Below are 12,406 nucleotides of genomic sequence, written 5' to 3' on the forward strand. Positions count from 1 at the left end.
TTCTTCCAAACGAGACCGACTCAAGCCATGTTCGAACACATCGACGCGTACCCGGGCGATCCGATCCTGACGCTCAACGAGAACTTCCAGAAAGATCCGCGCGACCAGAAGGTCAACCTGAGCATCGGCATCTACTTCGATGCCGAAGGCCGGATTCCGGTGATGGGCGCCGTGCGCGAGGCCGAAACCGCGCTGCAGCGCGAGAGCGGCCCGAAGCCGTACCTGCCGATGGTCGGCCTGGCCGCGTATCGCGACGCCGTGCAGGCGCTCGTGTTCGGCGCCGATCACCCGGCCCGCGCGGCCGGCCGCATCACGACCCTGCAGACGCTCGGCGGCTCGGGTGCGCTGAAGGTGGGCGCGGATTTCCTGAAGCGCTACTTCCCGGACGCGCAGGTGTGGCTCAGCGATCCGAGCTGGGAAAACCACCGCTTCATCTTCGAGCGCGCCGGCTTCACGGTGAACACGTACCCGTACTACGACGAGGCGACCGGCGGCCTGAAGTTCGACGCGATGCTCGCGGCGATCGACGCGCTGCCGGCGCGCAGCATCGTGCTGCTGCACGCGTGCTGCCATAACCCGACCGGCGTCGACCTCGACGAAGGCCAGTGGGAAAAGCTGATCGACGTGATCGAGGCGCGCGGCCTGCTGCCGTTCGTCGACATGGCGTACCAGGGCTTCGGCGCAGGCCTCGACGCGGACGCATTCGCGGTGCGCGAGCTGGCCCGCCGCGGCGTGCCGGCGCTGGTCGCGAACTCGTTCTCGAAGAACTTCTCGCTGTACGGCGAGCGCGTGGGCGGCCTGAGCGTCGTCTGCGAAGATGCGGCCGCGGCCGATCGCGTGCTCGGCCAGCTGGCCGGCGCCGTGCGCTCGAACTACAGCAACCCGCAAACCTACGGCGCGAAGGTCGTCGCGGCCGTGCTCGGCACGCCGGCGCTGCGCAAGCAGTGGGAAGAGGAGCTGTCGGCGATGTGCCGCCGCATCGCGCGGATGCGCCAGTCGATTCATGACGGCCTGCGTGACCACGTCAGCGGCGAAGCGCTCACGCGCTACGTGAAGCAGCGCGGGATGTTCACCTACACGGGGCTGACCGAATCGCAGGTCGACGCGCTGCGCGAAGTGCACGGCGTGTACATCCTGCGTTCGGGGCGGATGTGCGTCGCGGGCCTGAACGACTCGAACGTCGGCATCGTCGCCGACGCAATCGGCAAGGTGCTGAAGAGCGGCGTCTGAGCGTCGCGCGCCCGGCGCGCAATGCGGCTGGCCGAACCGGCTGTCTCCCGTCGCGGAGGCAGCCGGTTTTTTGTTGCACGGTCGCTATGTAGGCTGCCCGGCTGACGCACGCGCGGCCGCGGCGGTACGATCACGGAATCGGACACAGGACAGAGGAGCGACATGGGCATCCGGATCATCCAGCTCGGCACGCCGCGCGCGGCCGGCGAGGGCCTGCGGATCGGGACGGTGCGGCGGCCGCCGCGCGGCGTGCCGAAGGCGGAATTCGCGTCGCGCAACTACTATGATGTATGGTTGCCGACGCTGTCGCCGAGCCCCGAGCTCGTCGCGCAGGCGCAGGCGGCCGGGACGGACGCCGAATGGAACGCGTTCAAGCGCCACTTCCGCGCGGAGATGGCGCATGGCGATCCGGCGAAGGTGCTGGACCTGCTGGCGGCGTTGTCGGCGACTACCGCGTTCTCGATCGGCTGTTACTGCGACGACGAGCGCCATTGCCACCGCAGCGTGCTGCGCGAGCTGCTCGCGGCGCGCGGCGCGGCGATCGAGCCCGACGCGGGCTGACGCGGAGGTACGAAGCCGTATCGCGATCGTGCGGTGCGGCGAACCGGTTGACGTGGGTCAAGTGCGCGGCCGCGCGCGCCACTATGCTCTCGTCATGGAGCGATCACGACAATGACTGGCGGACAGATGCAGATTGTGTTCCCGCCCGAGCCGCCCGAATATTGCGCGCGCGACCTGGTCGTCGCGTTTTCGGCGCTGGTCGACGGACGTTGCGTGCAGTGCGCGGTCACAGCCGAGGCACTGGAAGACCATTTCGGCGCGCCGTCGCTGCTCGAACGCGACCTGCTGGCCGCGTTCGACGCGCACCGTTCGGCGATCGAGGCGATGGCACGACGGATGCTCGAGGAAATCGGCGGCCGGCCGGTGCTGCTGCACAGCGGCCATTTCCGGCTCGGCGACTGACACCGCAGGAGGGCGCATGACACTGCAGGGCAATATTCACGAACGCGACTGGTCGGTCGAAGTCGAGACGCGCCCGTGCGAATCGGGCGAATTCCGCTGCCGCGTGTCGGTCGAGCACGGCAGCGGAGCCGCGCGCTTTCATCATACGTTCGAGCACAGCCACGCATATCCGACCGAGCGCGAAGCGATGATCGAAGGGCTGCGGGCCGGTATGACGTGGATCGAGATGAAGACGTCGCAGGTCTTCAACGTATGAACGGTCCCGCGCCGATGGAGGCGCGGGCGAACCCTGTCGGCAGGCCAGCGATCGAAGAATCCGCGCCATGCCACGGAAAACGCGTGCCGCCGCCTTTCGGTGCGGGCGGCGCATGCAAGGCGGGTCGACGAGCGGGCGGCGCCGTCAGGAGTCAGGAGAAACAACATGGGTGTGGGCATGCAGATCGCCTGCCTCGGATTCACGGGTTCCGCCGCGGTCGAAGCCGAAGCCGGCGCGCAACTGGTGCGGCTCGAACGGTTTCGCGCGCTGATCGGCGGCTGCCACCTTGCAATCGAATCGCGCGTGGCGGCCGACGGCGCGCGCACATACGACGTACGGCTCGACCTGGTCTCGCACGATGCGGCACTCAGGCCGCTGCCGCCGTGCATCGGCGACGACGTGGACGACGCGCTGCGCCGCGCGTTCGGTCAGGCCGAACAGGTGCTGATCGCGTGGCAGGCCGGTGGTGAAAGGGCCATGCTGACCGACGCCGCAACCGACGGCACGGCTCGGTGACGCACGGCGCGACGCATGACGCCGCGCGGACGATCCCGGTGCGTACTTCAGACCTGAATCAGCCCCGTATCAGACCCGCGCGAGCGCCTGCGCGTCGATGATGCGGACGCGCTTGCCGCGCGTTTCGACCACCGCATCGCGATGGAACCGCGAGAACATCCGGCTGACCGTTTCGAGCTTCATCCCGAGATAACACCCGATTTCCTCGCGCGTCATCCGCAGGTTGAATTCGGTCGCCGAATAACCGCGCGCCTCGAAGCGCGACGACAGGTTCAGCAGGAAGTGCGCGACGCGCTGTTCGGCCGACATCGTGCCGAGCAGCAGCATCTGGCTCGATTCGCGCACGATTTCGCTGCTCAGCATCTGGTAGAGGAAATGCTGCATCGGCTTGATCTCGCGGCACGCTGCTTCGAGCGCGCCGAACGGGATGATGCACACGACGCTGTCTTCCAGCGCGATCGCGTCGCAGCAGTGCTGGCCGCCGCCGATACCGTCCATTCCGAGCGTTTCACCGGCGATCTGGAACCCCGTCACGTGTTCGCGGCCGTCGCGATGCATCATCACCGTCTTGAACGAACCCGCGCGCACCGCATAGATGCTCTGGAACGGATCGTCGGTGCGGAACAATGCATCGCCCTGGCGAACGTGCCGGGTCGTGCAGATGATTGCGTCGAGACGGCCGTATTCGGCGGCCGTCAGGTGCGGCGGCAGGCACATCGAACGCATCGCGCAGACCGAGCAACGCGCGGCGGGGTGTTTGGTGGCGTCGGCGCGCGTCACCGCACGAAGCGGAATCGTCGGGCGGGGCGCGATAGGTACGTCGGCGGCGCAGGCGGTGGCTGTGGACATGAGTCACTCCGGCTCGTCAGGGGTGGTGCACGCGAGCGTGCACCAGGGATTCGATGACACGGCACGCGGCGTCGAATTCGACGGTCTTGTCGAAGAAGTAGTCGGCTCCGGCCGTCGCGCATGCCTCTCTGAATGCCGGTGCCGAATGATTCGTCAGCACGATCGTGACGATGCGCGGTGTGGCCTTCGACAGCATCCCGATCAGGTCGAGGCCGCTGCCGTCCGCGAGCCGCAGGTCGACGATCACCACGTCCGCCCGGCTGCTGCGGATCTGCGTCCACGCGTCCTGGCCGTCTTCCGCTTCGCCCACGACGGCGACGTCGCGGATCGCGCCGACGAGCAGCGCGATCCGCTGCCGGACGGCAACGGCGTGATCGACGAGAAACACCCTGAGCGGGGCGGGTGACAGGCTGGCATTCATGCCGGCAGTATCGTGTTGCGCCACCAAAAATGAAATCGGCCGAATTGGAAGTTGGTGTAGGCCGCTTCGACGTGTTGTAGGGCGTTTCCTACAACGCGTACGGGAAAGTACCGGGGCGCTCCGGATGTTGCGTGCCGCACCGGCGGCGCGCCCGCTGCCGGCGGGCTTTGCTGCCGGGTCAGCCGGCCTGGCGCGCGTCCAGCGCATCGCGTGCGGTACGGCACGCGGCGAGATCCCACGCGGCGCAGCCGACGCTCTTGAACAGCAGCGGTCCGCCGAGGGCGAACGCGCCGCTCAGCACGTCGGCGAGCGACGCGACCTGCTGCCAGTCGACCTGCGCGACGATCAGGTCGCCGGCCTCGTGGCGCGCGCCGACCGGATCGTCGACGACGAGCCGGCTGCCACGCACCGTGTTCGCGTCGATCTCGGCCGCATCCGCGGTGAACGCGCCGACGCCGACCACGAGCCGGCCTTCGCGCGCGGCGTCGCGGTAGACGGGCGTGCGGCTCGTCGTCAGCGTGACGACGACGTCGATCGCATCGGGAATCGCGTCGCCGTCGAGCGGTGCGAGCCGAGCCGCTTGCGCGCGGTGCGCGGCGCAGAAGGCGGCCGCGCTGTCGGCGCTGCTGCCGCGCACGTGAAGGCGCGCATCGGGAAAGATCGCCGCGAGCGCTTCCGCGTGATTGGCCGCCTGCTTGCCGGTGCCGATCAGCAGGATGTCGCGCGGCGCGGCGCCATGCAGCGCGTCGATGCCGAGCGCGGTGACGGCCGCCGTGCGGCGTCCGGTGACCGTCGGGCCGTCGAGCGCGAAACGCATCTCGCCGGTGGTCGCGTCGTACGCGGTCACCTGGCCGAGGATCGTCGGCAGCCCGCGCGCGCCGTTGCCGGGGCATACGTTCACGAGCTTGTGGGTGGCAAGGTCGCGCGCGCTCGACGGCATCGACAGCATCACGCCGCCGGCCTGCAGCGGCACGACCAGGCGCTCGGGGCTGACGATCTCGCCCGCCGCGTACTCGGCGACGGCTTGTCTGAGCGTGGCGAGCAGCGCCGGGTAGTCGAGCAGCGCGGCCGTATCGGCCGCATCGAAAACGGGAATCCGGGAAAGGGCGGTCATCGTGTACGTCGCAGGCGTCGGTGAGCGTGGGCGACGGGCGCATGACGCGCCCGCCAAGGGGCTGCCGGGTACGGTGATACAGGGCAGCGTGGATCGAATCTATACCACTTTCAGCCCCACCCGCAACCCGAGAAAGGAAGCAAAGGGGCGGTTTTGGTTCTAATATCTGTCCAGAAGGGTCGCCGTGGTCTCGATGTCTGCGCCGCTCCGGTATAGTGCGAACCCATTCCAAGTCCACGCCCGCGACCGGGCAGGAGCCAAACGATGATGTCTGCGCGTCCCGAATCACTCGAAGGCGGTTTCAGGCCGCTGCAGATCTACGAGCAGGTCGCCGAGAAGATCCGCGACGAGATTCGCGCGGGGCGCTACGCGGCCGATTCGCGGCTGCCGTCCGAGCGCGAGCTCGCGGTGCTGTTCCAGGTCGGCCGGCCGGCCGTGCGCGAGGCGCTCGGCGCACTGCAGAACGAAGGGCTCGTGTTCACGAAGCGCAATTCGGGCACCTATGTGGTTGCGTCGCCGCTCGACGTGCTCGCGGAGCGCGGCGACATGCGCGCGGCATCCGAAGCCGACTTCAGCCCGACGTCGACGCTCGACGTGCGGCTGATCCTGGAACCCGCGATTGCGCGTCTCGCGGCGTCGCACGGCCGCGGCGACCCGGGCGCCGAGCGCTATCTCGCGCAGATGGAAACCATCACCGACGTCGACGATCCGCACCAGCGCGCGCTGTGGAACGAGAGCGACCGGCTGTTTCACCGGCAGCTCGCGCTGATGACCGGCGACCCGCTGATCGTGAGGATCGCGGACGAGGTCGCGAAGACGATGGACCAGCCGTTATGGAAGCGCCTGAAGGACGACGGCATCTACGATGCGGGCCGGATCCGGCTCTACGTGTCCGAACACCGGCTGATCTACGAGGCGATCGTATCCGGCGACGCCGATGCGGCCGCGTTCTACGTCGAGCAGCATATCCGCCGCGTGCGGCGCGACATCGCGCCGAAGTGATGGGCACGGCCTCGTTCTGGTCTGAAATATGACCAGAATCGCGAAAATTATTTTGAAATTGCTTGCGATGTGACCACGCGTGTCCTACATTGGTTTCACACAAAACCAATCAGGAGACATCATGCGACACCTCGTTACCGCGCTCTCGGTGGCCGTTGCCGCCGGCGCGCTGACTTCCGCGCACGCGCAGGAAGTCGTGATGATCGGCCATTCGGCGCCGCTGACGGGCCCGCAGGCCGCGAACGGCAAGGACAATGAAAACGGCGCGCGCCTTGCCATCGACGAACTCAACAAGGCCGGCGTGAAGGTTGCCGGCAAGACCGTCACCTTCAAGCTGATTTCAGACGACGACCAGGCCGACCCGAAGGCCGGCGTGCAGGTCGCGCAGAACCTCGTCGACAAGGGCGTCGTCGCCGTGCTCGGCCCGTACAACTCGGGCGTCGCGATCCCGGCGTCACGCGTGTATTCGACTGCCGGCGTGCCGATCCTGCCGGTGGCGTCGAATCCGGCACTCACGAAGCAGGGCTTCAAGAACATCTTCCGGATCGGCGCGAGCGACGAACAGCTCGGCGGCACGATGGGCACGTTTGCCGCGAAGACGCTGAACGCGAAAACCGCGGCCGTCATCGACGATCGCACCGCGTACGGGCAGGGCGTTGCCGAGCAGTTCATGAACGTCGCGAAAGCGAACGGCATCAAGATCGTCGACCAGGAATTCACGAGCTCGTCGGCTACCGATTTCCTCGGCATTCTCACCAAGATCAAGGCCAGCAACCCCGACGTGATCTTCTTCGGCGGCTATGCGGCGCAGGGTGCGCCGATGGCCAAGCAGATGAAGCAGCGCGGGCTGCGCGCGAAGCTGCTCGGCGGCGACGGCATCTGCTCGGCCGACATGGGCAAGGTCGCGGGCGAAGCGGCGTCGATCGTCTACTGCGCGCAGGGCGGCGTCGCGCTCGAGAAGACGCCGGCCGGACGCGAATTCCTGAAGAAGTACCACGACACCTATCACACGGATCCGCAGGTCTACGGCGTCAACTACTACGACGGCGCGAAGCTGCTCGCCGACGCGATGGTCAAGGCCGGCACGACCACCGACAAGGCGAAGCTGATCGCGCAGCTCGCGAAGTCGAACTATGCGGGCGTCGCAGGCACCTATTCGTTCGACGCGAACGGCGACCTGAAGGGCGCGCCGACGACCGTCTACGTGATCCGCAACGGCCTGCCCGAGCCGTACGCGAAGTAACCGGCCAGCCTGCCACCGGACGGCGGCCTGGCCGCCGTCCTTCGTTTCAACGCATTCGATCGACCATGAAAATTTCCCGATCCCTTTCCACCGTCGAAGTCCATACGGGCGGCGAAGCGTTCCGCATCGTCACGAGCGGGCTGCCCCGTCTGCCGGGCGACACGATCGTCCAGCGCCGCGCATGGCTCAAGGAGAACGCCGACGAGATTCGCCGCGCGCTGATGTTCGAACCGCGCGGCCACGCCGACATGTACGGCGGCTACCTGACCGAGCCCGTGTCGCCGAACGCCGATTTCGGCGTGATCTTCGTGCACAACGAAGGCTACAGCGACCATTGCGGGCACGGCGTGATCGCGCTGTCGACCGCCGCGGTCGAACTCGGCTGGGTGCAGCGCACGGTGCCGGAAACGCGGGTCGGCATCGACGCGCCGTGCGGCTTCATCGAGGCCTTCGTCAAGTGGGACGGCGAGCATGCGGGGCCCGTGCGCTTCGTCAACGTGCCGTCGTTCATCTGGCGGCGCGACGTGTCGGTCGACACGCCGTCGTTCGGCACCGTGACCGGCGACATCGCGTATGGCGGCGCGTTCTACTTCTACGTCGACGGCGCGCCGTTCGACCTGCCGGTGCGCGAAGCGGCGGTGGAAAAGCTGATTCGCTTCGGCGCGGAAGTGAAGGCCGCCGCGAACGCGAAGTACCCGGTCGTACATCCGGAGATTCCGGAAATCAACCATATCTACGGCACGATCATCGCGAACGCGCCGCGCCATCCTGGCTCGACGCAAGCGAACTGCTGCGTGTTCGCGGATCGCGAGGTCGACCGCTCGCCGACGGGCTCCGGCACCGGCGGGCGCGTCGCGCAGCTGTACCAGCGCGGGTTGCTCGCGGCCGGCGACACGCTCGTCAACGAATCGATCGTCGGCACGATCTTCAAGGGGCGCGTGCTGCGCGAGACGACGGTCGGCGACATCCCGGCCGTGATCCCGGAAGTGGAGGGCAGCGCGCATATCTGCGGTTTCGCGAACTGGATCGTCGACGAGCGCGATCCGCTGACCTACGGTTTTCTCGTGCGCTGAGCATCGGCGCCGATCGGCCGCCTCGCGCGGCTTCCCGGTTGTTGTACCAGGCTTGGCGCGTCGCTCCCGTTGCGGGGCACGCGCCTTTTTTGCGTGCGAACGGTCGTGACACCGCGCCGTGCACGCCGACGCAAAGCCGCCACGGGCCGGCGGGCCGCGCGAGTTTTGGTACGATGCACCCTTTTCAGCCGAGCCCCACCCGCGTGAATCGCCGAAACGTGTCGTCAGTGCGTGAATTCTGTGCCAGATGGATCGCGCGCGCCCAACCCGTCGCGGCTGCCGCCGTCGCGAGGGTCAAGCCTCTCGCCGCCACCGCGTGGCACCATCTCCGTCATCCGACGCGCCGCGGCGCGCTGCTCACGGCCGCTGCCGTGCCGGCGCTGTTCGTGCTGTACGTGATCGTGCTGATCCCGTTCACGCCGGGCATCGGCGACATCCGCAAGGCGCGCGTCGACCAGCCCGCGCAGGTGCTGTCCGCCGACGGCAAGCTGCTGGCCGAATTCAAGCCGTCGAACCGCGAGTGGGTAGCGCTCAAGCAGATCTCGCCGCACATGGTCGACGCACTGATTGCGACCGAGGACCATCGCTTCTACGAGCATCACGGCCTCGACTGGAAACGCACGGCGTCGGCCGCGCTCCATACGTTCTCGGGCAGCCGCCAGGGCGGCTCGACGATCACCCAGCAGCTCGCGCGCAACCTGTATCCGGACGAGATCGGCCGCGCGCCGACGCTCACGCGCAAAGTGAAGGAGGCGATCACCGCGCTCAAGATCGAGGCCGTCTACAGCAAGGACCAGATCCTCGAGACCTACCTGAACACGGTGCCGTTCCTGTACAACGCGTACGGCGTCGAGATGGCCGCACGCACCTATTTCGACAAGTCGGCCGACGAGCTCGACGTGCTCGACAGCGCGACGCTCGTCGGGATGCTGAAGGGCAACAGCTACTACAACCCGGTGCTGAATCCCGAGCGCGCGCTGCAGCGGCGCAACACGGTGCTCGGCCAGATGGTGAAGTACGGCAAGCTGTCGGCGGCACAGTTCGCGCAGTTGCAGCGCCGGCCGCTGCGCATCGACTTCGAGCGTCAGAAGGAGCCGCCGGGGCCGGCGCCGCATTTCGCGCAGCAGTTGCGCAAATGGCTGATCGCGTGGGCCGACCGCAACGACTACAACATCTATTCGGACGGGTTGATCGTGCGCACGACGATCGACGCGCGGCTGCAGCAGATGGCGACGCAGGCGCTCACGCAGCAGGGCAATCAGCTGCAGGGCATTGCGAACAACGCATGGAGCGGCCGCGACGGCTGCGGCACCGACAACGAGGTGTTCCGCACCTTCATGCGCGAGTCGCCCGAGTACAAGGCCGCGCAGGACGCCGGCAAGGGCGACGCGGCCGCGATGAAACTGCTCGCGGCCGATCGCGGCTTCATGCGCGCGCTGTGCAAGGCGAAGACCGACGTGCAGGCCGGCTTCCTCGCGATCGATCCGCGCGACGGGCAGATCCGCGCATGGGTCGGCAGCCGCGACTTTACCAACGAGCCGTTCGATCACGTCGCGCAGGCGCGGCGCCAGCCGGGCTCGACGTTCAAGCCGTTCGTCTACGGCGCGGCGTTCGCGAGCGGGATGAAGCCGGAAGACACGTTCATCGACCAGCCGGTCGAGATCCCGCTGAAGGGCGGCGAGATCTGGCGACCGAACGACGACGTGCCGCCGACCGGTAAGCCAATGACGCTGCGCGATGCGGTCGCGCTGTCGCGCAACCGGATCACTGCGCAGGTGATGGAAAAGGTCGGGCCCGCGGCCGTCGCCCGGCTCGCGCGCGACATGGGCGTGCGCGAAAGCCCGCTCGAGCGCGTACCGTCGCTCGCGCTCGGCACGAGCCCGGTCACGCTGAAGGAGATGGTCGCGTCGTACGCGACGATCGCGAACGGCGGGCTGTATGTCGAACCGCAAATGGTGACGCGCATCGAAAACCGCCAGGGCGACGTGCTTGCCGAATACGCGCCGGCGCCGCCCGAGCGCGCGTTCGACGCCGAAACTGACAAGACGCTGCTCGACGTGATGCGCGATGTCGTGACGCGCGGCACGGGCGGCAGCATCCGCACGCGCTTCGGGATCCGTGGCGACGTGGCCGGCAAGACGGGCACGACGCAGGACAACGCGGACGGCTGGTTCATCCTGATGCAGCCCGGCCTCGTCGCCGGTGCGTGGGTCGGTTTCGACGACGGCCGCGTGACGCTGCGCAGCGATTACTGGGGGCAGGGCGCGCACAGCGCGCTGCCGATCGTCGGCGATTTCTTCCAGCGCGCGCAGCGCGCCCGGATCGTCGACACGAAGGCGAGATTCGATACCGAGCCGTCGCCCGGCTGGTTCGCGTCGCTGCGCGAGCGTGCGACCGACCTGTTCGACACGTGGTTCAGGTCCGAGCCGAAGAAGACGCCTATGCCCGTCAGGACGCAGCGTATCGAGCCGCCATCGGAAGCCGACGAAGGCGCAGCATCGGCCGCGTCGGCGGCATCGGCGCCCGAAGCGGCGTCCGGCGGCATCGTCGAGGAATGGATACCGGCGTCCGAAGTGGCCGCATCGGCCGCGGCACTGTCGGCGGGCGCATCGCAACCGCAGCCGGCACCGCCGCCGGCAGCCGGTGCGAGTACGACGAGCGGTGTCGGCACGGGCACCGGCGCCGCACCGGCAGCCGCACCTCCCGCCACGCCGGCCCAGCCGACCGCGCCGGTCGCTCCCGACACGACGGGCGCCTCGCAGTAACGACGCCGTTCAGATTTCGCGCGAAGCTGCCGTAATCAGGTTGTCACGACAGCTCGCGCGGTCGCTCCGCGCGCCTCTCCGATGCGGCTTCCCACCGACTACGTCGCGCTCGTGCGCGACGATCTCTCCGCCGGCGTTCCGCTCGGCGTCGATCTCTACGATGCCGACGGCGCCGCGCTGCTGCCGGCCGGCACGACACTGCGCGATGCGGCGCAGCATGCTTTCCTGTTCGATCATTTCCGGCCCGTGCGCGTGCGCGATGACGCCGATGCCGATCCGCGCGTGCATGGCGCGGTGCCGCCCGCCAGGCGCATGGGGTTGGCGGCCGGCGCCGCGATCGGCATCCGCCGCCGGGTCGGCACGACACGCACGCTGCAGCGCTGCCGGCTGATCGGGGTCGCCGCGTCGGGCGCGCTGTTCGTCGAACCGCAGCCGGCGGCCGTGCTCGAATTCGCGCGCGGCGACGACATCGAGGCGGTGGCGATCGGCCGGGCCGCGGTGTCCCGTTTCGGCGCGACGGTCGAGTCGGTGCAGGTGTCGGACGCCGCGCCGTTCATGATCCTGTCGCCGCCGGGCTTCGTCGACCGGCTGCGCACGCGCGCGGAGCCGCGCGTGCCGGCGCGGATCGCGGCCTGCTGCACGGGTGGAGCGGATGGCACGGAAAGCATCGGAATGGTGCACGACATCAGCCTGAGCGGGCTGTCGGTCGCGTTCGACCGGACCATCGCCGCGGCCGGCGAGCCGTTGCGCGTGCTGCTGCCGTACGAGGCGGGCGACCGCGTCGAATGGCTGGCGCTCGACGGCACGGTGCGGGCCGTGCATGCCGATCCGTCGGCGGCGGCGCTGACGCTTCATCACGCCGCATTCGGCGAGATCGGCGCCGACGACCTGGTCCGCCTCAAGGCACTGTTGTTCGACAGGCTGATGGCGGCGGCGGACATCGACCAATCGCGCTGACGCACGGGCAACGCGCG

The 12,406-nt window shown here is 68.4% G+C and carries 13 protein-coding genes; 10 read left to right on the forward strand and 3 right to left on the reverse strand.

What is annotated here, in order from left to right; translation table 11 throughout:
- The first annotated feature begins 27 nt into the window (after positions 1-27).
- From R9B84_RS26505 to R9B84_RS26525, 5 genes are all read left to right on the forward strand, one after another.
- Positions 28-1,230, forward strand: coding sequence for an amino acid aminotransferase (locus R9B84_RS26505; protein ID WP_423762973.1), 1,203 nt, complete (start codon positions 28-30; stop codon positions 1,228-1,230).
- A 162-nt stretch (positions 1,231-1,392) separates the two neighbouring features.
- On the forward strand, positions 1,393-1,791 hold the full coding sequence (locus tag R9B84_RS26510) for a DUF488 domain-containing protein (RefSeq protein ID WP_423762974.1): 399 nt from the start codon (positions 1,393-1,395) through the stop codon (positions 1,789-1,791).
- Positions 1,792-1,902: 111 nt separating this feature from the next.
- Entirely contained in the window at positions 1,903-2,193 is a 291-nt protein-coding gene (locus tag R9B84_RS26515; RefSeq protein WP_423762975.1) for a DUF1488 domain-containing protein, read from the forward strand.
- A gap of 16 nt (positions 2,194-2,209) precedes the next feature.
- The gene (locus R9B84_RS26520) at positions 2,210-2,449 is read left to right on the forward strand and encodes a hypothetical protein (RefSeq protein ID WP_034179571.1); all 240 of its coding nucleotides are present in this window, start codon (positions 2,210-2,212) and stop codon (positions 2,447-2,449) included.
- A gap of 165 nt (positions 2,450-2,614) precedes the next feature.
- Entirely contained in the window at positions 2,615-2,965 is a 351-nt protein-coding gene (locus R9B84_RS26525; RefSeq protein WP_423762976.1) for a metal ABC transporter ATPase, read from the forward strand.
- A 69-nt stretch (positions 2,966-3,034) separates the two neighbouring features.
- Here the strand turns inward: R9B84_RS26525 and R9B84_RS26530 are convergent, their stop codons facing one another.
- From R9B84_RS26530 to lhpI, 3 genes are all read right to left on the reverse strand, one after another.
- Complete coding sequence (locus tag R9B84_RS26530) at positions 3,035-3,814, reverse strand: helix-turn-helix domain-containing protein (protein ID WP_047903324.1); 780 nt, start codon at positions 3,812-3,814, stop codon at positions 3,035-3,037.
- A 16-nt stretch (positions 3,815-3,830) separates the two neighbouring features.
- Entirely contained in the window at positions 3,831-4,235 is a 405-nt protein-coding gene (locus R9B84_RS26535; RefSeq protein WP_423762977.1) for a response regulator, read from the reverse strand.
- Between the two features lie 178 nt (positions 4,236-4,413).
- A complete protein-coding gene (gene lhpI / locus R9B84_RS26540; protein ID WP_423762978.1) occupies positions 4,414-5,349 on the reverse strand; it encodes a bifunctional Delta(1)-pyrroline-2-carboxylate/Delta(1)-piperideine-2-carboxylate reductase in 936 nt (311 codons plus the stop codon).
- A 264-nt stretch (positions 5,350-5,613) separates the two neighbouring features.
- On the opposite strand from lhpI, the gene R9B84_RS26545 reads away from it, so the two are divergent.
- The 5 genes from R9B84_RS26545 (at position 5,614) to R9B84_RS26565 (ending at position 12,389) form a co-directional block, all read left to right on the forward strand.
- Positions 5,614-6,351 carry a FadR/GntR family transcriptional regulator gene (locus tag R9B84_RS26545; RefSeq protein WP_423762979.1) on the forward strand — a complete coding sequence of 246 codons (738 nt, stop codon included), beginning with the start codon at positions 5,614-5,616 and terminating at the stop codon, positions 6,349-6,351.
- A 121-nt stretch (positions 6,352-6,472) separates the two neighbouring features.
- Positions 6,473-7,594 carry a branched-chain amino acid ABC transporter substrate-binding protein gene (locus R9B84_RS26550; protein ID WP_423762980.1) on the forward strand — a complete coding sequence of 374 codons (1,122 nt, stop codon included), beginning with the start codon at positions 6,473-6,475 and terminating at the stop codon, positions 7,592-7,594.
- Between the two features lie 65 nt (positions 7,595-7,659).
- The gene (lhpH, locus tag R9B84_RS26555; RefSeq protein WP_128842558.1) at positions 7,660-8,667 is read left to right on the forward strand and encodes a trans-3-hydroxy-L-proline dehydratase; all 1,008 of its coding nucleotides are present in this window, start codon (positions 7,660-7,662) and stop codon (positions 8,665-8,667) included.
- 173 nt (positions 8,668-8,840) lie between these two features.
- Positions 8,841-11,432, forward strand: a complete 2,592-nt coding sequence (locus R9B84_RS26560; RefSeq protein ID WP_423762981.1) for a penicillin-binding protein 1A — start codon at positions 8,841-8,843, stop codon at positions 11,430-11,432.
- A gap of 81 nt (positions 11,433-11,513) precedes the next feature.
- A complete protein-coding gene (locus R9B84_RS26565; RefSeq protein ID WP_423762982.1) occupies positions 11,514-12,389 on the forward strand; it encodes a PilZ domain-containing protein in 876 nt (291 codons plus the stop codon).
- Positions 12,390-12,406 lie beyond the last annotated feature (17 nt).

The organism is Burkholderia sp. NLJ2 (assembly GCF_049487195.1).
Lineage (GTDB): Bacteria > Pseudomonadota > Gammaproteobacteria > Burkholderiales > Burkholderiaceae > Burkholderia > Burkholderia pyrrocinia.

What these genes read in the sequence shown, in the direction of transcription:
- R9B84_RS26505 (WP_423762973.1), top strand. Translation starts at nt 28, where the DNA reads ATGTTCGAACACATCGACGCGTACCCGGGCGATCCGATCCTGACGCTC.
- R9B84_RS26510 (WP_423762974.1), top strand. Translation starts at nt 1,393, where the DNA reads ATGGGCATCCGGATCATCCAGCTCGGCACGCCGCGCGCGGCCGGCGAG.
- R9B84_RS26515 (WP_423762975.1), top strand. Translation starts at nt 1,903, where the DNA reads ATGACTGGCGGACAGATGCAGATTGTGTTCCCGCCCGAGCCGCCCGAA.
- R9B84_RS26520 (WP_034179571.1), top strand. Translation starts at nt 2,210, where the DNA reads ATGACACTGCAGGGCAATATTCACGAACGCGACTGGTCGGTCGAAGTC.
- R9B84_RS26525 (WP_423762976.1), top strand. Translation starts at nt 2,615, where the DNA reads ATGGGTGTGGGCATGCAGATCGCCTGCCTCGGATTCACGGGTTCCGCC.
- R9B84_RS26530 (WP_047903324.1), bottom strand. Translation starts at nt 3,814, where the DNA reads ATGTCCACAGCCACCGCCTGCGCCGCCGACGTACCTATCGCGCCCCGC.
- R9B84_RS26535 (WP_423762977.1), bottom strand. Translation starts at nt 4,235, where the DNA reads ATGAATGCCAGCCTGTCACCCGCCCCGCTCAGGGTGTTTCTCGTCGAT.
- lhpI (WP_423762978.1), bottom strand. Translation starts at nt 5,349, where the DNA reads ATGACCGCCCTTTCCCGGATTCCCGTTTTCGATGCGGCCGATACGGCC.
- R9B84_RS26545 (WP_423762979.1), top strand. Translation starts at nt 5,614, where the DNA reads ATGATGTCTGCGCGTCCCGAATCACTCGAAGGCGGTTTCAGGCCGCTG.
- R9B84_RS26550 (WP_423762980.1), top strand. Translation starts at nt 6,473, where the DNA reads ATGCGACACCTCGTTACCGCGCTCTCGGTGGCCGTTGCCGCCGGCGCG.
- lhpH (WP_128842558.1), top strand. Translation starts at nt 7,660, where the DNA reads ATGAAAATTTCCCGATCCCTTTCCACCGTCGAAGTCCATACGGGCGGC.
- R9B84_RS26560 (WP_423762981.1), top strand. Translation starts at nt 8,841, where the DNA reads ATGCACCCTTTTCAGCCGAGCCCCACCCGCGTGAATCGCCGAAACGTG.
- R9B84_RS26565 (WP_423762982.1), top strand. Translation starts at nt 11,514, where the DNA reads ATGCGGCTTCCCACCGACTACGTCGCGCTCGTGCGCGACGATCTCTCC.